Source organism: Aciduricibacillus chroicocephali (genome assembly GCF_030762805.1).
GTDB lineage: Bacteria > Bacillota > Bacilli > Bacillales > Amphibacillaceae > Aciduricibacillus > Aciduricibacillus chroicocephali.
The window spans coordinates 21,666-39,286 of the sequence record NZ_CP129113.1 but is presented as its reverse complement, the minus strand read 5'-3'; the positions used below and the strand labels follow the sequence as shown (position 1 = coordinate 39,286).

The window sequence follows — 17,621 nt, the reverse complement described above, 5'->3', positions numbered from 1 at the left end:
CTCAAGTATGTCCATATATGATGACTCATAAAAGAAGACCCGGGCGATTTTTTGTCCGGGTCTTCTTCTATGATCTGGATACGTAATGTCGATCAGTCTTTACGGTTTTTGAATGTCACTTCAAGAGGTAAATCATCCGGCTCACTGTTCCACATGATACGCCTGATAGACGTCACGCTTCGGCAGTCTACGTTCGCGGGCAGCCTCTTTGATTGCATCCTTATTCGAGAGACCTTTATCCCTCATAATTGTATCGACATGCTCAACCATTGTGAGTTCTGCCCACCAAGTTTCACCTGGTTCCTCTGTTTCCTCGAATGGGTTCCCCTCGACGACGATACAGAACTCCCCGCGTGGTTCATTTGCTTCTGCCCAACTGACAAGTTCCTCCAGAGAACCGCGTATATATTCCTCGAATTTCTTCGTCAGTTCGCGGGCAAGTGCCGCTTGTCTCGAACCGAGCACATCATGCATGGCATGCAATGTTTCCTTTAAGCGATGAGGGGATTCATAAAACAATAACGTAGAAGAAAGTTTCCCCAACCTCTCCAATTCTCCATTCCGTTCTTTTTTCTTTCTTGGCAAAAAGCCGTAGAATGTGAAGGCCTGAGTTTCCAGGCCTGAGCCGACAAGGGCGCAGATTGCCGCATTCGCCCCGGGAAGCACAACTACTGGTATACCTTCAGCAATTGCTGCATGGACAATCTCATGTCCGGGATCAGAAATAGCCGGCATCCCTGCATCGCTAACAATGGCAACAAGACTTCCACTGCGCAATTTCTCAAGCAACTGTCCCTCACGCGCCAACTTGTTATGTTCATGATAACTGACTAGGGGGCTACTTATTTCAAAATGATTGAGTAAACGTTTTGTATTGCGTGTATCCTCAGCTGCAATAAGATCGGCTTCCTTAAGAATATTCAAAGCCCGATACGTAATGTCTTCCAGATTGCCGATAGGAGTCGGTACTATATACAGACTGCCTGTTTCCTGTTCATTCTGGTAACTTTTTTGAACTTGCATTCTGAGTCACTTCCTTCAACTGCCGGGCAATAAGCCCGACCTTCTTTTTTCGAGGCATGCGCTTGATCGCATATTCACGCTTCAAAGCCGCTTCCTTCGTCTCATGGTATTCCTGGTAGACAACTCGGCACGGCCCGCGTCCACGCGTATATTTTGCCCCTTTGCCGCTGTTATGCATGTGCAGGCGTTTATCCATATCATTCGTATAGCCAGTGTAAAGAGACTGATCATTGCAAATCAGCATATAGACGATATGTTCATTACCCATTAAAGAGTGCCTCTGCTTCCGCGGTATAGGAGCCGTCTGCTTCATAAATGTAAAGAGGCGGCAGAACTTTCAGCCCCGGTTTACCATCACGTGTTCCTTCGATAAGCAACGTGTTTGCCTCTTTGTTCCTTTTCGGATAAACGAGCTGCATTCTTTTCGGCTCAAGCTTATATTTCCGGAACAGTTCAAGTATATCAACGAGCCTTTCTGGTCTATGAACAATTGAAACTTTGCCCCCTGGCCGTACATGGAGTTTGCAGGCCTTTACGACATCTTCCAGTGTACACATTACTTCATGGCGTGCAATCGTCAAATGTTCATTCAGATTATGTTCGGTTTCCTTAGGTGTAGGAAAATATGGAGGATTGCACGTGACAACGTCAAATGAGCTATGGCTGAGCACGCCTTGCATATTTTTTAAATCACCATGTATGAATTCAATCTGCTTATCCAGACCATTGATTGCAGCATTCCGTACAGCCATTCCGTGCAGACGTTCCTGAATCTCCACTCCAGTAATATGCGCCTTCGACTTCCGCGCTAAAAATAGCGGAATTACACCGTTGCCCGTGCACAAATCCAGAATGCTTCCACGTGCTATCGGAATGCTTGCAAAGTGAGCAAGCAGTACGGCATCAAGAGAGAAGGAAAAGACTGTCGGACTCTGAATGATCCGCATCGACTCATCGTATAACAGATAATCAAGCCGTTCATCACCAAAGAGTTCTACCATAAGAATCCCTCCTTTTGAATCTTTATAATCTACTTTTTCATATTGGATTGACTAGTTACATGAAACGAACGAGTAAAGAGAAAACAAAAAGCTGCCCCTATTCAGAGACAGCTTCTCACTACTTTGCTTTGTTGAGGAATTCCAAACAGAACAGGCAGTCTTCTCCACGTCGAGTACTACCGAACTGCATACTGCAAATATGAAAACCTTCCTCATAAAGACGGGCAAGGTTATCATAGCCTTCTCCAGGAATCGGCAATTCACGCTCGCCCTTTTTCTTTCCTGTCTCTTTGCCATTTACAGCCCGCTCTTCCTGAATGCGCTCATGCAAATAGTCATTCTCCATCGTCAATCGCTGGTTTTCCTCAAGCAGTGTGCTAAGCTCGCCTTTGAGACCGCCAACCTGTTCGCAAAGAGCCGCCAGTTGTTTTTCCATATCGTTGATTTGTTCTAGTATATTTTTTTTGTCCAAACCAGCTCACTCCATTATTCTGTGGCCTGTGCTTGAATGACACCGTCACGGACAAGCTCATCAAGTGTGTATTCAATGACACTTTCCCGCTCGGCAATCTCAATTTCAATAACGCGATCCAGCAGATTCAAGCCGACTACCTTACCACTGCCGAACGGCGTATGTATGACCTTACCGACATCTGGCATTTCCCGCTTCGCCTCTTCGTACTGATCATTCTCATACTTAAGACAGCACATGAGCCTTCCACATAGACCCGAAATCTTCGCCGGATTCAATGACAGGTTCTGATCCTTCGCCATCTTAATTGACACAGGTTCAAAATCTCCCAGGAATGTCGAACAGCAGAGCATTCTGCCACACGGTCCAATACCGCCGAGCATCTTCGCCTCGTCTCGAACGCCAATCTGTCGCAGCTCAATTCGTGTCCGGAACTCCGCCGCAAGATCCTTTACAAGGTTGCGGAAATCAATCCGACCCTCCGCTGTGAAATAGAAAATGATCTTATTGCGGTCAAAAGTATATTCCACTTCCACTAGACTCATTTCCAGTCCATGCATCTGAATCTTTTCAGTACATATATGAAAAGCCTTTTCGGCCAATTCCTGATTCTCGGCAACAACAAGCTTGTCCGCTTCAGTTGCAATGCGTATCACTTTTTTCAAAGGTAGCACTACATCTTCCTCGTCAACATGCTTCTCTGCCAGCTCCACTTTGCCGAATTCTACGCCGCGCACTGTTTCAACGATGACATAATCATCATTTGTCATGCGGGCCTCGCCCGGATCAAAGTAATATATTTTGCCCGCTCTCTTAAAGCGAACGCCAATCACTTCCATCAATCTGAATCACCTCTTCAGCTGCAATGCAAGCTGTTCCATAACGAGCGTCGGCTGGATGTTTTGTGTCAGCCGGCGCTTCGCTTGGAGAATTGCCTGCATATTGGCAAGCAATTCCACGTTGTTGAATGAGAGAGCTGCCCTTTCCAGCCTCTCGTCCCCCGGCTGGAACAGTGCCATGCGTGCCTGATTTCCGATCTGTTCAAAGTGTATATCTCTAAAGGCGAGAAGCAACAGGTTCAACCCCTGCTCCTGCGCCAATCTATCTTTTAAATGAGGCAACCACTGCTGATGAACAAACAGATAGCTGTCATCACGACCCGATGACAGCATTTCAACCCATTGTACCACCAGTTTTCGCTGTTGTGCAAATGCCTCATTTTCATTCAAATCCATAGCTTCCTGCAAATTGTTTGTCAACTCGCTGAATAGTTTAGCGTTACCTTCTGTCACGCCCGCTTCTTGAAGCTGTCGACTGAATGCAAATGGGTCGAGCGGCTTAAGTTCAATGATCTGACAACGCGAACGAATTGTCGCCAGCATCGCCTGCGCATTCTCCGTCAACATGATCGCTGTCGTCTTCCGGCTCGGCTCTTCAAGGAACTTCAAAATCCTGTTCGCTGCATTGACAGTCAGAGTCTCTGCACCCTTTATAATATATGCTTTCTGGCTCGATTCAACTCCAGAATAGATGAACTCCTTCTGAAGATGTCTGATCTGTTCGATTTTAATAGATTGTCCATCCGGTTCAATCCAGTGGACATCCGGGTGATTATGGGAGGTAATCCGCCTGCATTCACTGCATTCACCACAAGGATTCGTTCCTTCACGATTCGTACAGAACAGCGTCTGGGCGAGCAGTAACGCAAGCGCTTCCTTTCCAGTCCCGCGTGCTCCTGCAATGAGATAAGCATGCGAAAGACGCTCACGCTTTATGCTGTTCTCCAAGATTCTGGCAGCGAGTGGCTGGATTTCTCCAAGTTCAGACCACGTTTTCACAAGTCGTTCACCCTTTTCCCTGTTACGTATAGAGATTGATAAGGAGTCCTTTGATTTCACCGATTAAGTCAAGCAAGTCAACAGAGCGCTGTTCATTGCCCATGACTTGCTCTGTCAATTCAATAAGCTTCGCATCGATTTCCTCGACAACTTGAAGCATACTATGCTGACCTTCGAAATTAAAGGAAGACGAACGTTTAAGCCCAAGACCATTATAAACGGTGTCCTGAAGGAAGTTCTTCACCATGCGTTTAAATTTCGTCAGCTCCTTGAATGTCCGGAAGCGGGCGAGTTTATTCCCTTGTTTCCCTATCTCTTCAACGAGTTTCTCAAGACCATCCTGTTGCATTTTCAAAGCTTGTGACTGAACCATTTTTCCGAAATTCTGCTTGCCCTCAACAGCCGGACGCATTGCTGGCGCTTCGACTTTTGAACGCATTTCCTGGGTGATTTTCATCGTCCGGACGCCCCTTTATGGTCTTCATTAATTTCAGAACTTGTGGAATGCTTCTACTGGCAAGATAAATACAGTGGCTCCGCCGACTTCGACTGTCACCGGCTTCGAGATATACGTATCCGCATTACCGCCCATGGCAGAAATCGGCGCTACAACCTGATCACGCTGTGAACAGTTGTCACGAATGATTGCTAATGCATCATCAACGTGATCATCATCACAACCTATCATAAGTGTCGTGTTACCTTCTTTCAAAAAGCCGCCCGTCGTTGCCAGTTTTGTCGTCTTGAAATTTCCCTTGCCGAGCGTGTCGATCAGTCTAGAAGAATCTTTGTCCTGTATCACAGCAATAATGAGCTTCAAGCGATTCACTCCCTGGTCATCTATTTGAAATTAGTATATGTTCTTTCAGCAAATTGAGCACTTCTTGACAGATTTGCTCACGTTCCCGGTCAGCATCGATAAGCCGGATACGTTCAGGTTCTGCCTTTTGTAAAATCAGATAGCCCTCCCGGACAAGTTCGTGGAATTCAAGCTTCTCCATATCAAGCCGGTTCTTTTCTCTATCGGCATTCCGGTTGATCCGTTTCAATCCTTCTGCAGGAGCCATATCGAGGAGAATTGTCAGCTCGGGCATAACCCCACCAATCGCAAAGTCATTAATCTGGCGTATCGCTTCCATGCCGAGTCCTCGGGCATGTCCCTGATATGCCAAACTCGAGTCGACGAATCTGTCGCAGAGGACCACTTTACCAGCTTCAAGGGCAGGAATCACCTTTTCAGTCATATGCTGGCGTCTCGCTGCGGCATACAACAATGCCTCTGTACGGCCATCCATTGCTGTGTTGTCAGCATCCAGAATGACAGAACGGATCTGTTCGGCAATCGGGATACCGCCTGGTTCGCGTGTTACGAGGCAGTCGAAATCAGCTTTCTCCAGCTCTACTGCGAGCTTCCGGATAAGCGATGTTTTTCCCGCTCCTTCAACGCCTTCAAATGTAATAAAATGACCCGTCATTATGGATGCCCCCATCAATTTGTAAAAACAAGCAGATTGCCTGTCTCATGCCTCTGCTGCAGCCTTGCCCCGTTCCGTATAAGCCGATCGAGTGCTTTCAGCTGTACTTCCTCAATCCGCTCTCCGCGCATAATAAGCGGTATGCCCGGGGGATAAGGAATGACTGCTTCTGCGGCAATCAGGCCCGCCGCCTCAGCAAATGGTACTTCTATATGTGAACGTGTATTCATCTCTTCATAGGTGAATGCCAATTCCCTAATCTTATCGGGAAAAAGCTGTACCCTTTCTATTGTAGCATGATTTCCAGCTTTTTTTAATTGTTCATTTACATATGACAGCGCTTTTATAAACTTGTCAAACCGCTTCTGTGGTGCAAGTCCAGCTATGAATAGCACTTGATCCTCTGTTGCCAGTTCAGGCCAAAGACCTGCCCTTTCAAAGGCATGAATTGCCTCCAGTCCGTTCCATCCCTTTTCCATTTGCAGTGTAATCTTAAAAGGGTCATGTCCCTCCGCTTCAACAACAGAGCAAAAATCCAATTTCCGCATTTCTTTCCTCATCTCTTCTGATGACTCAAGTGCTCTATTAAGTTCTTCTCCTGTCATTGTTTCCAGGAAGGAACGAGCAAGATCAAGCGAAGCCATAATTGGATAGGAAGGGCTGCTTGACTGGATCATTTGCAAAAAACGGGCGACAGACTTTTCTGAGACGAGGTTTCCTTGCATATGCAAGTAGGAAGCCATCGTCATTGCCGGGGCCATCTTGTGTGCGGATTGAACAACGATATCCGCCCCGCAACATAGCGCAGATGGGGGGAGTGGTTGACCCAACGCAAAGTGAACCCCATGTGCTTCGTCGACAAGTACTGGTATCCCTTTTTCATGTGAAAGCTCAATCATTTCCTGCAGCGGGTAGGTACCGCCGAAGTAATCTGGATATGTCAGCAACACGGCTTTGGCATCGGGGTATTTTTCTAATGATACCGCAAGTGTTTCTTTACTAGGATGTGTATACCTTCTGACCTGCTCATCGAACTCCGGTGCTATGAAGACAGGCAGTGCGCCTGCCAGTTCGATTCCGTTCATCACCGATTTATGACAATTGCGCTGAACAATAATTCGCTCCCCTCTTCTGACTGTCCCCAGTATCATTGCCAAATTACCTGCAGTGCTCCCTCCAACAAGAAAGAAGGAGCGATCTGCCTTAAAAAATTCCGCTGCAGCTTTCTCAGCTTCCAAAATCGCCCCCTCCGGAGCATGCAAATCATCCAGTCCCGTAACTTCTGTAAGATCGATTGGGAGAATTCTTTGATAGAATTCACGTCCCTTTTCCGGGAAAACTGCGCCACTTTTATGACCAGGCACATGCAGGGAGATTGGATTTTGCCCGGCAAAGTCTTTTAATTTATCAAATAAGGGTGTTTCATAAGAATTTCTCAATTATATACAGCTCCGTCCACTACTATTTCTTTCTTGATTATAAGGCATTTCTTAAGAGTAAGTGTAGGGAGCCACTTCCTTTTCCAATTGTCCGATAATTGTGTACACTGGGTAAAAAACACTTTGGAGGTTTTACAATGAACCTGAACGATTGGTTTGACAAAGGAAAGAGCCTGCAGACATACAGACAGTCTCTAACCAAATTCTACAATCTTTACACTGCTGTCTACCATAATTTCAAGATGCCTGAGGATGGGAGCTTTTTTGAAGAGATAAAAAAGAAGAACTTGCGTGTACTCGTTCTCGCAGAACCTTGGTGCCCGCATTGTGTATTGAATATCGCAGTATTGAAGCGGATAACTGAAGCAACTAAAATCAATGTCCACTTCTTGCACCGTGATGATCACTTAGAGTTAATGGATCAGCATTTAACAAACGGCAAGTCCCGCTCCATTCCAATTTTTCTGATTCTTGATGAGGAAGGTGAGCTTGTCGGAAAGTGGGGTCCTATTGCGGAGAAGACGAAGATGTTCCTTGAGCCCCGCAAACAACAGCTCCCTGCAAAAGATGACTCCAATTACCAGAAGGCATTTATGGAGTTCGTTTCCTATGTAACTGAATCCTTTGAAACGAAAGAAGAAATCTGGCAGTGGGGTTATGAAGATATTAAGAGGGCATTACAAAATGCATGATTAGACGAGGCCGATTCTTGCCCTCTACACAAAAAGAAAGCCCTCGCAGCATGTCAGCGGGGGCTTGATTAAGAATAAAGTCTTGGTTTATTAATATCTCTTAATTTCTCAACAAATCGATCATATTCTGTCTGTTCCGGCTCAGTTTGCACAATCGCTCTTTCACAAGCTTCACAGATGAACATATGCAAGATATGAATTCCTCGCTCCTTTTCCTCTTCGCAAATCCCACAACGTTCAGCAGTAATGACTCTTTCCATTTTCCGCCACCTCCATGTTTTGTTATAACTAGCTTCTCCCAATCTCCTAAGTCCTATACATAGAATAAGAGATTCTTTGAAAAAGTTATTTGCAAGACAGATTATGCAGAGGCAGCTTGGGCTGTGATGCTGGGCAAAAATAAAAAGCCCGAATGCGGACACATCCGGACTTTTCCTCACAATATAAAGAAATTAACTGCTGCAAGTGATGCAAGACCGAAGACACCGAGGAACCCAGTCACGATTGTCGTGAACAAATTAATCGGCACATACAGTCCGAACTCGGAGCCGAAGACGTTCAAGAAAAACAGCAGCATGGCACCAATCCCCAGTTTCACGAGAGCCTGTCCGGCAAAACGGACAGGCTTGATCGGTGCACCTGCTAGAAGCAGTATGACAATAAGTACAAGCATCGCTGCAATGACAAGTGTGGAACTCAAGAAACGTCCACTCCTTTCCTTTACCCTGTTACTTATATATGGATTTGGCAAAGGAATTAGAACTGGAATCAGTACTGACTAGTAACGGACAGCACTAATCTTGCGGTGGCGCGCCTCACGCAGCAGGTACAAGTACTTCTCACGTGCAAGCTTTTCAAAGTGGATGCTAATATCATTCGGATCGATACTTTTCTCCACAATGTTCTGAACCTGTTTCCACTCGCGCTCAATCTTGAAGATAGCATCAAGCAGCTCATTGTCGACGATCTTTTTCTTCAATTTCTTCGCCAAATTGCATCACCTGTTTTCTATAATTCTCTTCTTCCTTCAAGGGCCTTGGACAATGTCACTTCATCAGCATATTCAAGGTCTCCGCCAACTGGAAGTCCATGAGCAATCCTTGTTATGCGGATGCCAGACGGTTTGACAAGACGGGAAATATACATAGCCGTCGCTTCCCCTTCAATATTCGGATTTGTCGCAAGGATGATTTCTTTTACTTCCTCATCCTTCAGCCGATTAAGCAGGGATGGCACATTTATATCTTCTGGTCCAATACCATCCATTGGAGAAATGGCACCATGCAAGACATGATACTTGCCACGGAACTCCTTCATTTTCTCCATCGCGATGACGTCTTTCGGATCTTGAACTACACAGATCACCGAGCTATCACGGGAAGTATCCTGGCATATTCGACACGGATCCGTATCTGTTATGTTCCCGCAAACAGAGCAATGTGTCAGTTCACGTTTCGCACTGACAAGCGCCCGTGCGAATTCAAGGACATCGTCTTCTTTCATATTCAACACGTAAAAAGCCAGGCGTGAGGCCGTTTTAGGACCGATTCCTGGCAATTTTGTAAAGCTGTCAATCAGCTTTGAAATTGGTTGCGGATAGTACATTCCGTCGCCTCCTAGAACATTCCTCCAGGCAAGTTCAAACCTTTCGTGAATTGTCCCATAGTATCAGCCGTTTTTTCATCAATTTGTTTCAAAACATCATTCGTCGCAGCGATAATCAAATCCTGAAGCATTTCAACATCGTCTGGATCAACGACTTCCTCTTTAATTTCGATATCTGTAATTTCCTTCTTACCATTTGCCGTCACAGTTACCATTCCGCCGCCTGCAGTTCCTGTGAAAGTTGATTCAAACAATTCTTCCTGCGCCTGTGCCATCTTCTTCTGCATTTTTTGCATCTGTTTCATCATATTGCCCATATTGCCCATGCCTTTCATAATAAAACGCCTCCTAATTGTTTGTATTATTCATATTTTAATCTTCATGTATTTCCAGCAAATCATCACCGACAAGCTTACGGGCCTCTTCAATGAGCGGATCAGCTATTTCAGCTTGTACCGCTCCTTCTGTACCTTCACTTGCGTCACCATCATGCTCTTGTGCCTTGTCATGGCTTGCCAAGTACTGCTCACGCAGCTCCTGCCATGCCTCCTGCGGGATTGGAATAATTTCTAGCTGCTTGCCCAGCTGCTGATAGAGAACATTTTCTACAAGCTCGCGGTTATCCATGAACAGTGAGCAATGTATCTCATATTTGAATGCAACGACAAGAGCCCGGTCCGATGCTGCTGCAGGCTTAGAATCAAGGATTGTCGCATGTGCTGGCGGACTTGCTGTTTTTAACTGGGTGAGGAAACCTCCCCATTGTGCAGCAATTTCCTTCAGATTTGGCTTCGATGCCTGGTCTAGCACGGTACGAATTTTTTCGTAAGGAATCTTAAAGCTGTTCTTCGATGCTCTTGCTTGGGGACGTCGCTGTTCTCTAGCCGCTCCACCATTCTGTTCATGCTGTGTTGGATTAGCCTTCAAGCTCTGAAGCTGCTTCTCAAGCTGGGAAACTTTGTCCATGAGCTGCTGCACTTGCGGCAAATCCAATTCAGCTATCGAACCCGCTGCGCCTAATGTTTTTCGTCCACTTCCCGCAATTTGCAAAAGAGCAATCTCGATGAAAACGCGTGGGCTGTTCGTCCACTTCATCTCCTGCTGGCAACGGTTGAATTCCAGAATGGCCGACTCCAGCCATTCTGATGTCACTTCTCCAGCGAGCTTCTTAAATGTCTCATTTACACGCGCTCGCTCCAACAAATCTGCAAGTTCCGGCGCTGACTGATAAAGCAGCAAATCCCTCAAGAAGTAAATCATATCAAAGACGAAACGACCGGGGTCTTTCCCTTCCTGCAGCATATCGTCAAGACGGCTCAGTGCTTCTTGAGATTCGCCACCATACAAGGAAGCCGTAATCTGTTCGAGCATCGACTGAGCTACACTGCCGGTCACTGCCAGTACATCATCAAGCCCGACTTCATTCTCACTATAGGATATAGCCTGGTCAAGAATGCTGAGAGCATCACGCATCCCGCCTTCTGCAGCAAGTGCTACGGTTTCCAGTGCTTCTTCTGTTACAGCGACCTGCTCAGAATCGGTAATTTCCTGCATGCGCCCAACAATTGCATGATTTGAGATCGGCTTGAAATCGAAACGCTGGCAGCGGGAGATGATTGTTAGTGGTATCTTATGCGGTTCCGTTGTTGCCAGGATGAAGATGACATGACCCGGTGGTTCTTCCAGCGTTTTCAAAAGTGCATTGAACGCATTGACCGAAATCATATGCACTTCGTCAATAATATATACTTTGTAGGGAACGACACTCGGAGCATACTTGACCTTATCGCGAATTTCGCGAATATCATCGACACTCGTATTTGATGCAGCATCAATCTCGAACACATCCGAAATTGAACCATCCTGGATACCACGGCACGCCGCACATTCATTGCAAGGCTCCATTGCCGGTCCGCGCTCACAATTAACTGCCTTTGCAAAAATTTTGGCTGCACTCGTTTTACCCGTTCCTCTAGGCCCGGAGAATAGATAAGCATGCGTAAACTTCTGCTGAACAATTGCGTTTTGCAGCGTGCGCGTAATATGTTCCTGCCCGACAACATCGCGAAAAGTCCGCGGACGCCATGTGCGGTATAGTGCCTGATAGCTCATATTGCTCGTTCCTCCTACTGATTTCCTTGAATATTATAACCGATTAGATGGGTGAAAGTGAAATGAAAGCGGAGTGTTTCAGTAATGTGGATTTTAAAATGCTTCTGTGTTTTTTGTAACTCTTAGCCTTTTTCCTATACCAAGAGTGAAGCCCAATGAAAGGTAGTGTTTCAGAATTCCTGTGAAGAACATGAGTGAGGTAATCTAACAGATAAGGCCTCTTTACAATTATAACTGATTTTTTAATTGAAAGCGATGTGGAACCGGTACGACAACCTCTTATTAGTATGAAGCTTAGGAAGTTCTTTAAAGTATGATGGCTGGACATTTACAGACAGATACTCTGGCGGCTGCCTTAATCTCCACTTCCATACTTTTCATTTGCATAAAACGTTTTCAGTCCGTATAATATAGAATACCGTGCTAAGCGGGGAGCTAGCGGCACCCTGTACTCGCAATCCGCTATAGCGAGGCTGAACTCCCGTCCTAGGGGCGGCGGCTGCAAGGCCTGCCTCAAGGAATTGGTGTTGACGTTCGGGTCCTACGCAATAGGAACCTGCGAACCCTGTCAGGTCCGGAAGGAAGCAGCAGTAAGCAGTAATTCTTGTGTGCCGTAGGGAAGCCTGGGCTGAGCCATGAACTTGAGTAACGCTTGGGACCGCCGTCACAAAGACGGGTGCACGGTTTACATATGCAATCTCAAAATCCCTGTCCGAGCAATCGGCAGGGATTTTTTATTTTTTCCTTTTCTTTTTCTCCCGTAATGCTTTAAAGAAATCCGTCAGCAGTGACCCGCACTCTTTTTCCATTACTCCTGAAACCACTTCCGCCTGGTGATTGAAGCGTTCATCTCCAAGCAAATTCATGAACGTACCACAACACCCTGCCTTTGGGTCAGCTGCTCCATATACGACCCGCTCAATCCGCGCCTGCAAAATTGCACCCGCGCACATAGGGCAAGGCTCCAACGTTGCATAAAGTGTACATCCTTCGAGCCTCCAACTGCCGACTGCTTCATTCGCTTGCCTTATTGCATGTAACTCCGCATGACTCAAAGTTTCCTGTTCAGTTTCACGTGTATTATGTCCGCGACCAATAATCTCCCCATCGAGCACGATTAACGCCCCTATTGGCACTTCCGCCATTACTTCAGCTTTACGAGCTTCCGCAATCGCTTCTTTCATAAAAAATTCATCCGTCACAATACTCATCCTATCGTTTCAATTTCTGGCAAAAAGGAAAACATGTACATACTGCTACATCCAAGAAAGGGAGAGGCATTATGGACCATAATCATCTCAAAGATACCGCAGTCCTAATGGTTGACCTGATCAACCATTTCGACTTCCCCGGAGGCGACAACTTATTTAATCACACAAAAGAAATTGTACCACATGTACAGAAGCTCAAGAAGTTCGCAAACGAGCATGAGTTACCTATTATTTATGTAAATGACCATTATGAGCTTTGGGAATCGGACCGCAATGTTATATTGGATCATTGTCGAAATGAGCGTAACAAAGAAATACTGGACGCAATCAAGCCTGATAAAGGAGACTATTTCCTTATCAAACCGATGCATTCAGCCTTTTTCCAAACTCCACTCCAGTCGTTGCTTTCCGACTTGGACAGAGACCGTCTCATCATGGCCGGGATTGCCGGTGATATTTGCCTCTTATTCACAGGCCAGGATGCCTACATGCTTGGCTATAAAATGTGGATACCAAAAAACTGCATGGCATCCGAAACGGTTACTGGAAATGACCATGCACTCGCCATTATGAAAGAAGTCATGAATGCAAATATTGACCCGATTTAAACATATATGACAAGCCTCCCTGCATAACTTATAAAAGTGATAAACAGGGAGGTTTTTCGTATGCAAATCCATGTTGTAAAAAGAAATGAGTCACTTTTCAACATTGCAAATACATATGGCACGACGCCCCAAGCTATTATTGACGCAAACGAGCTTGATGCGCCGAACCAGCTCGTTGTCGGTCAGGCTCTTGTCATTCCTATTGTCGGTTCATTCCATTTTGTTCAACCGGGCGAATCTCTCTACACAATTGCTCGCGATAATGGAACAACTGCTGCACGTCTTTCCGAAATCAACCGAATTCCAGTCAATCAGCCACTCCAAGTAGGCTTGCGGCTCTACATTCCACCGCGTCCCAAAACAAATACTAGAACTGTTGCCTATATAGAGCCACAAGGCAACACGGTTACACCTGCACTGCAAAACGCAGCTCGCAAGGCTGTACCAAATCTGACCCATCTGCTGCCTTTCAGTTTTAGAGTGAACCGTGACGGCACACTCATCCCGCCACCGCTCGACGATCTGAAGACAATTGCCTCCAATCAGGGGACGACATTGACTATGGGTGTTGCGAATCTAGTTGAAGGTTCCTTTAACGGCGAGCTTGCTCATATCGTTTTCACAGTCCAGGCGGTTCAAGATAAGCTGCTAGATGAAATTGTCAACACAGCAAAGCGACTTGGATTTACCGGAGTCGATTTCGACTTTGAGTTTTTACTTCCAGGAGATCGCGAATTGTACAATCGTTTCCTGCGTAAAGCAAGGAGTCGTTTAAAAAATGAAGGACTCGAGATTTCTACCACGCTAGTGCCGAAAACAAGCAGCTCGCAAAAGGGTGGTGGATCTGAGGCTCATGACTATGCAGCCCATGGCCAAATTGCAGATTACTCCCTTCTTATGACGTATGAATGGGGTTATGTAGGAGGACCGCCACTTGCCGTCTCGCCAATAAATGAAGTGCGCCGAGTCGTTGATTATGCACTCTCTGTTATGCCGGCAAATAAAATTCTTCTAGGTCAGAACTTATACGGTTATGACTGGACATTGCCGTATCGTCCAGGTGGAACTCTTGCCAAAGCTCTCAGCCCGCAGCAGGCCATTACACTCGCACGCGAAACGAATTCAGTAATCCAATATGACACGAAAAGCCAAGCTCCGTACTTCAACTACACAGATAACCAAGGACGTCGTCATGAAGTCTGGTTTGAAGATGCACGTTCCATTCAGGCAAAATTCAACCTTGTGAAGGAAAAAGGGCTCCGCGGTATAGGCTATTGGAAACTCGGTCTCGCCTTCCCTCAAAATTGGGTTCTGCTTGGAGAGAACTTCAATATTGTGAAAGAGTAGAAGGATGACATTAATTATATCCCTACCTTGTTAATTCAACTTTCCACTTTTCAAAATTTACAACCTGCCGTGAAAGCATAAAAAAAGAGAGCCTATTTAATAATTGGCTCTCTTTTCTCATTTATTTATGAAGCAAGCAGTTTTAATGACTCACGGTTGAACGCCGGGATGTCATCTGGCTGACGGCTTGTAACGAGCTGATTTTGGCAGACGACAACCTCTTCGTCATGCAAGTTTGCCTTTGCATAATCAATATCCACCTGAATCGATTTGTAGCCTGTTGCGTCACGGCCTTCAAGCGTACGTGCCGTAATGAGCAACTGCGGTCCGTGACAAATTGCGAAGACCGGTTTCTTATCATCCATGAACTTTTTAGCAAACTTCACAAAGCGGTCATCCGCACGAAGCTGGTCTGGCGAGTTGCCCCCCGGAATGAAGAGCGCATCGAAATCATCCGCTTTGGCATCATCAATTCCAAGATCTGCCGTAAGTTCGACATCCCCTTGCTTCCCTTTGATTTTCTTACCTTTCTCAAAGCCGATTACAACAACTTCGTGTCCTTCCTCTTTATAGGCATCTGCAGGTTCCTGAAATTCCACATCTTCAAATTCATCTGTAACAACACAGGCAATTCGTTTACCCATGATTATCCGCTCCTTTTCGATTGTTTTATATGCACAAAACATGTCTTCCCGCCTTGTACATTTTGAAACAATGAATAGAAAATTCACAGCATGGGAATAGTGAAAATTACAGGCCAAACAGACGGCGCAGCTCATCATCATTCCAAACAAGATCTGCGAGTGTATATTGGTCGAGCACAGCTAGAAAAGCCTTTAGGGCATCATTGAGCACATGCTTCAACTTGCACGCAGGTGAGAGAATGCAATGGTTCAACTCTTTGTCAAAACACTCAAGGATATTGAAGTCGTCTTCCATCTCTCGGACAACCATGCCAATGTTAATTTCTGCAGGGTCTTTCGCAAGCCGGATACCACCGCCTCGGCCTCGGATTGTTTCAATCAGGCCAAGCTTGTTCAGTTCAAAAACGATTTTACCGAGGTGATGTGATGAGATATGGTAAACTTCCGAAATCTCTTTGATACTGGAAAGTTCACCATCTCCTTTTGTCGCCGTAAAGATGAGCACACGCAGCGAGTAATCTGTGTATTTTTTCAGATTCATGAAATCCAAGCTCCTTGTTCACCGTTTCACAATATTGTAACATAATTTGCTACGTTCCCTATTGTAGTCATCCATAATTCGTTTTACACTAAACATGTATTAATAATACTTGTTTAAAATTCCTACCTACAAAGGAGATGCTTCAAAATGGCAAATGCCGGTTTGGATGCAAAAACAATTGAAATCGTAAAATCCACAGTGCCAGTACTTGAACAGCACGGCAACGCAATTACAAAACGCTTTTATGAAATGATGCTCTCTGAAGTCCCTGAACTGAACAACATCTTTAACCAGACAAATCAGAAACGCGGTGGCCAGCCAAAAGCCCTCGCAGCAACTGTTTATGCAGCTGCAGCAAATATTGACCAGCTAGAAAACATTCTTCCTGTTGTAAAACAGATTTCTGAAAAACACAAAAGTCTTGATATCAAAGCAGAACATTATCCGATTGTTGGAAAGTATTTGCTGAAAGCAATCAAGGATGTACTTGGTGATGCTGCAACTGATGAGATTATCGACGCATGGGCTAAAGCCTACGGAGTCATTGCAGATGTCTTCATCAGTGTCGAAAAAGGTATGTATGAAGAGGATGCTGCATCTGAAGGCGGATGGAATGGGTTCCGTGATTTCAAAATTGTCCGCAAGACAAAGGAATCCGATGTTGTTACATCATTCTATTTAGCACCCGTCGATGGCAAATCAATTATGAAGCACAAGCCGGGTCAGTACATTACAGTTAAAGCGACAATACCAGGACAGAAATACGTTCATATGCGTCAATATAGCCTTTCTGATGCACCTGGCTCTGATATGTATCGAATTAGTGTAAAACGTGAAGATGCAAAGGGCGATTATTCAGACGGGATCGTTTCAACTTACATGCACGAAACTGTTCAGGAAGGTGACATTCTGCCAATTTCTGCTCCATCCGGTGACTTTATTGTCGATACAAAAGATGCTCGCCCGCTCGTATTGATCAGCCGTGGGGTTGGCCTTACTCCAGTTATGAGTATGCTTGAAGAAGTGACACGCAAACAGCCTGAACGTGAAATCTACTTTATTTATGCAACTTACTCATCCAACATGCACCCAATGAAAGAGCGGATGGAACAGATTGCTACAGAAAATAAAAACGTTCATATGACCTTTGTCTATAACAAGCCACTTGTCGAGGATGAAGGAAAGTATGACTACAAAGGTTATGTTGATGAAGCTTTGCTTAACAAATTGCTTCCGACAACAGACGTTGCCTGCTACTTCTGTGGATTCGAAGACTTCATGAGAACAGTCTCAGATTCTTTGAAGGCAATGGGGGTAAAAGAAGAAGATCGTCACTTCGAGTACTTTGGCCCACAGCTTGGAATGTCTATTGCTTAATAAAAGGGAAAGCGCCAATCCAAAACGATTGGCGCTTTTCTTTTTTTAAAATAACCTCTAATAATTTCACCTTCACTTTATAAGTAAAGGCCATATAATTAAAAACACAGATAAAGTTAACAGGCTTCTTGTCAAAACCTTCGATAAAACTTTTCCTTCTCCCCTATACCAGCCGGAAAATTGAAATCTATTCCGATACAATATGAAGATATTCAGCCAGATTGCAATATATCCGA

The 17,621-nt window shown here is 45.3% G+C and carries 23 protein-coding genes and 1 other RNA gene; 5 read left to right on the top strand and 19 right to left on the bottom strand.

Annotation, left to right across the window (positions count from 1 at the left end; genetic code table 11):
- Nucleotides 1–141: 141 nt before the first annotated feature.
- The 10 genes from rsmI to QR721_RS00170 all read right to left on the bottom strand — a co-directional run bounded on the left by rsmI (nucleotide 142) and on the right by QR721_RS00170 (nucleotide 7,248).
- Nucleotides 142–1,023 carry a 16S rRNA (cytidine(1402)-2'-O)-methyltransferase gene (gene rsmI / locus QR721_RS00215; protein ID WP_348028085.1) on the bottom strand — a complete coding sequence of 294 codons (882 nt, stop codon included), beginning with the start codon at nucleotides 1,021–1,023 and terminating at the stop codon, nucleotides 142–144.
- Nucleotides 995–1,291: a GIY-YIG nuclease family protein gene (locus QR721_RS00210; protein WP_348028083.1), complete on the bottom strand. Its 297-nt coding sequence runs from the start codon at nucleotides 1,289–1,291 to the stop codon at nucleotides 995–997. Before QR721_RS00210 ends, rsmI begins: the two co-directional genes overlap by 29 nt.
- Complete coding sequence (locus tag QR721_RS00205; RefSeq protein ID WP_348028081.1) at nucleotides 1,284–2,024, bottom strand: tRNA1(Val) (adenine(37)-N6)-methyltransferase; 741 nt, start codon at nucleotides 2,022–2,024, stop codon at nucleotides 1,284–1,286. Before QR721_RS00205 ends, QR721_RS00210 begins: the two co-directional genes overlap by 8 nt.
- Nucleotides 2,025–2,142: 118 nt before the next feature.
- The gene (locus tag QR721_RS00200) at nucleotides 2,143–2,460 is read right to left on the bottom strand and encodes an initiation-control protein YabA (protein ID WP_431189525.1); all 318 of its coding nucleotides are present in this window, start codon (nucleotides 2,458–2,460) and stop codon (nucleotides 2,143–2,145) included.
- A 50-nt stretch (nucleotides 2,461–2,510) separates the two neighbouring features.
- On the bottom strand, nucleotides 2,511–3,338 hold the full coding sequence (locus tag QR721_RS00195; RefSeq protein WP_348028077.1) for a PSP1 domain-containing protein: 828 nt from the start codon (nucleotides 3,336–3,338) through the stop codon (nucleotides 2,511–2,513).
- A gap of 6 nt (nucleotides 3,339–3,344) precedes the next feature.
- Nucleotides 3,345–4,334 carry a DNA polymerase III subunit delta' gene (gene holB, locus QR721_RS00190; RefSeq protein ID WP_348028075.1) on the bottom strand — a complete coding sequence of 330 codons (990 nt, stop codon included), beginning with the start codon at nucleotides 4,332–4,334 and terminating at the stop codon, nucleotides 3,345–3,347.
- A gap of 22 nt (nucleotides 4,335–4,356) precedes the next feature.
- Nucleotides 4,357–4,791 (bottom strand): YaaR family protein, encoded by a 435-nt coding sequence (locus tag QR721_RS00185; RefSeq protein WP_348028073.1) that lies wholly within the window; start codon nucleotides 4,789–4,791, stop codon nucleotides 4,357–4,359.
- A gap of 33 nt (nucleotides 4,792–4,824) precedes the next feature.
- On the bottom strand, nucleotides 4,825–5,154 hold the full coding sequence (locus QR721_RS00180) for a cyclic di-AMP receptor DarA (RefSeq protein WP_348028068.1): 330 nt from the start codon (nucleotides 5,152–5,154) through the stop codon (nucleotides 4,825–4,827).
- A 16-nt stretch (nucleotides 5,155–5,170) separates the two neighbouring features.
- Nucleotides 5,171–5,809: a dTMP kinase gene (gene tmk, locus QR721_RS00175; protein WP_348028066.1), complete on the bottom strand. Its 639-nt coding sequence runs from the start codon at nucleotides 5,807–5,809 to the stop codon at nucleotides 5,171–5,173.
- Nucleotides 5,810–5,823: 14 nt separating this feature from the next.
- Nucleotides 5,824–7,248: an aminotransferase class I/II-fold pyridoxal phosphate-dependent enzyme gene (locus QR721_RS00170; protein ID WP_348028064.1), complete on the bottom strand. Its 1,425-nt coding sequence runs from the start codon at nucleotides 7,246–7,248 to the stop codon at nucleotides 5,824–5,826.
- A gap of 137 nt (nucleotides 7,249–7,385) precedes the next feature.
- Here QR721_RS00170 and QR721_RS00165 point away from each other — a divergent pair, with 137 nt between their 5' ends.
- Entirely contained in the window at nucleotides 7,386–7,940 is a 555-nt protein-coding gene (locus QR721_RS00165) for a thioredoxin family protein (RefSeq protein WP_348028062.1), read from the top strand.
- A gap of 68 nt (nucleotides 7,941–8,008) precedes the next feature.
- Here the strand turns inward: QR721_RS00165 and QR721_RS00160 are convergent, their stop codons facing one another.
- The 6 genes from QR721_RS00160 to dnaX form a co-directional block, all read right to left on the bottom strand.
- Nucleotides 8,009–8,200, bottom strand: coding sequence for a sigma factor G inhibitor Gin (locus QR721_RS00160; protein ID WP_348028060.1), 192 nt, complete (start codon nucleotides 8,198–8,200; stop codon nucleotides 8,009–8,011).
- A 176-nt stretch (nucleotides 8,201–8,376) separates the two neighbouring features.
- On the bottom strand, nucleotides 8,377–8,640 hold the full coding sequence (locus QR721_RS00155; protein ID WP_348028059.1) for a pro-sigmaK processing inhibitor BofA family protein: 264 nt from the start codon (nucleotides 8,638–8,640) through the stop codon (nucleotides 8,377–8,379).
- Nucleotides 8,641–8,718: 78 nt separating this feature from the next.
- Complete coding sequence (locus QR721_RS00150; RefSeq protein ID WP_348028057.1) at nucleotides 8,719–8,931, bottom strand: YaaL family protein; 213 nt, start codon at nucleotides 8,929–8,931, stop codon at nucleotides 8,719–8,721.
- A 17-nt stretch (nucleotides 8,932–8,948) separates the two neighbouring features.
- Complete coding sequence (gene recR, locus QR721_RS00145) at nucleotides 8,949–9,545, bottom strand: recombination mediator RecR (protein ID WP_348028055.1); 597 nt, start codon at nucleotides 9,543–9,545, stop codon at nucleotides 8,949–8,951.
- A gap of 11 nt (nucleotides 9,546–9,556) precedes the next feature.
- The gene (locus QR721_RS00140; protein WP_348028053.1) at nucleotides 9,557–9,880 is read right to left on the bottom strand and encodes a YbaB/EbfC family nucleoid-associated protein; all 324 of its coding nucleotides are present in this window, start codon (nucleotides 9,878–9,880) and stop codon (nucleotides 9,557–9,559) included.
- A 37-nt stretch (nucleotides 9,881–9,917) separates the two neighbouring features.
- Nucleotides 9,918–11,657 carry a DNA polymerase III subunit gamma/tau gene (gene dnaX / locus QR721_RS00135; RefSeq protein WP_348028051.1) on the bottom strand — a complete coding sequence of 580 codons (1,740 nt, stop codon included), beginning with the start codon at nucleotides 11,655–11,657 and terminating at the stop codon, nucleotides 9,918–9,920.
- Nucleotides 11,658–12,075: 418 nt separating this feature from the next.
- On the opposite strand from dnaX, the gene ffs reads away from it, so the two are divergent.
- An RNA gene (gene ffs / locus QR721_RS00130) (signal recognition particle sRNA large type) lies at nucleotides 12,076–12,341 on the top strand.
- A 50-nt stretch (nucleotides 12,342–12,391) separates the two neighbouring features.
- Here ffs and tadA read toward each other — a convergent pair.
- The gene (tadA, locus tag QR721_RS00125) at nucleotides 12,392–12,868 is read right to left on the bottom strand and encodes a tRNA adenosine(34) deaminase TadA (RefSeq protein WP_348028049.1); all 477 of its coding nucleotides are present in this window, start codon (nucleotides 12,866–12,868) and stop codon (nucleotides 12,392–12,394) included.
- A gap of 71 nt (nucleotides 12,869–12,939) precedes the next feature.
- Between tadA and QR721_RS00120 the strand changes: the two genes are divergently transcribed.
- Both QR721_RS00120 and QR721_RS00115 read left to right on the top strand, forming a co-directional pair.
- Nucleotides 12,940–13,476, top strand: a complete 537-nt coding sequence (locus tag QR721_RS00120; protein ID WP_348028047.1) for a cysteine hydrolase family protein — start codon at nucleotides 12,940–12,942, stop codon at nucleotides 13,474–13,476.
- A gap of 60 nt (nucleotides 13,477–13,536) precedes the next feature.
- On the top strand, nucleotides 13,537–14,823 hold the full coding sequence (locus QR721_RS00115; protein ID WP_348028045.1) for a glycoside hydrolase family 18 protein: 1,287 nt from the start codon (nucleotides 13,537–13,539) through the stop codon (nucleotides 14,821–14,823).
- A gap of 125 nt (nucleotides 14,824–14,948) precedes the next feature.
- On the opposite strand, the gene QR721_RS00110 is transcribed toward QR721_RS00115, so the two are convergent.
- Nucleotides 14,949–15,467 carry a type 1 glutamine amidotransferase domain-containing protein gene (locus QR721_RS00110; protein ID WP_348028043.1) on the bottom strand — a complete coding sequence of 173 codons (519 nt, stop codon included), beginning with the start codon at nucleotides 15,465–15,467 and terminating at the stop codon, nucleotides 14,949–14,951.
- Between the two features lie 106 nt (nucleotides 15,468–15,573).
- Nucleotides 15,574–16,008, bottom strand: a complete 435-nt coding sequence (locus QR721_RS00105) for an Rrf2 family transcriptional regulator (protein WP_348028041.1) — start codon at nucleotides 16,006–16,008, stop codon at nucleotides 15,574–15,576.
- A 147-nt stretch (nucleotides 16,009–16,155) separates the two neighbouring features.
- Between QR721_RS00105 and hmpA the strand changes: the two genes are divergently transcribed.
- Complete coding sequence (gene hmpA, locus QR721_RS00100) at nucleotides 16,156–17,385, top strand: NO-inducible flavohemoprotein (RefSeq protein WP_348028039.1); 1,230 nt, start codon at nucleotides 16,156–16,158, stop codon at nucleotides 17,383–17,385.
- The last annotated feature ends 236 nt before the right edge of the window (nucleotides 17,386–17,621 follow it).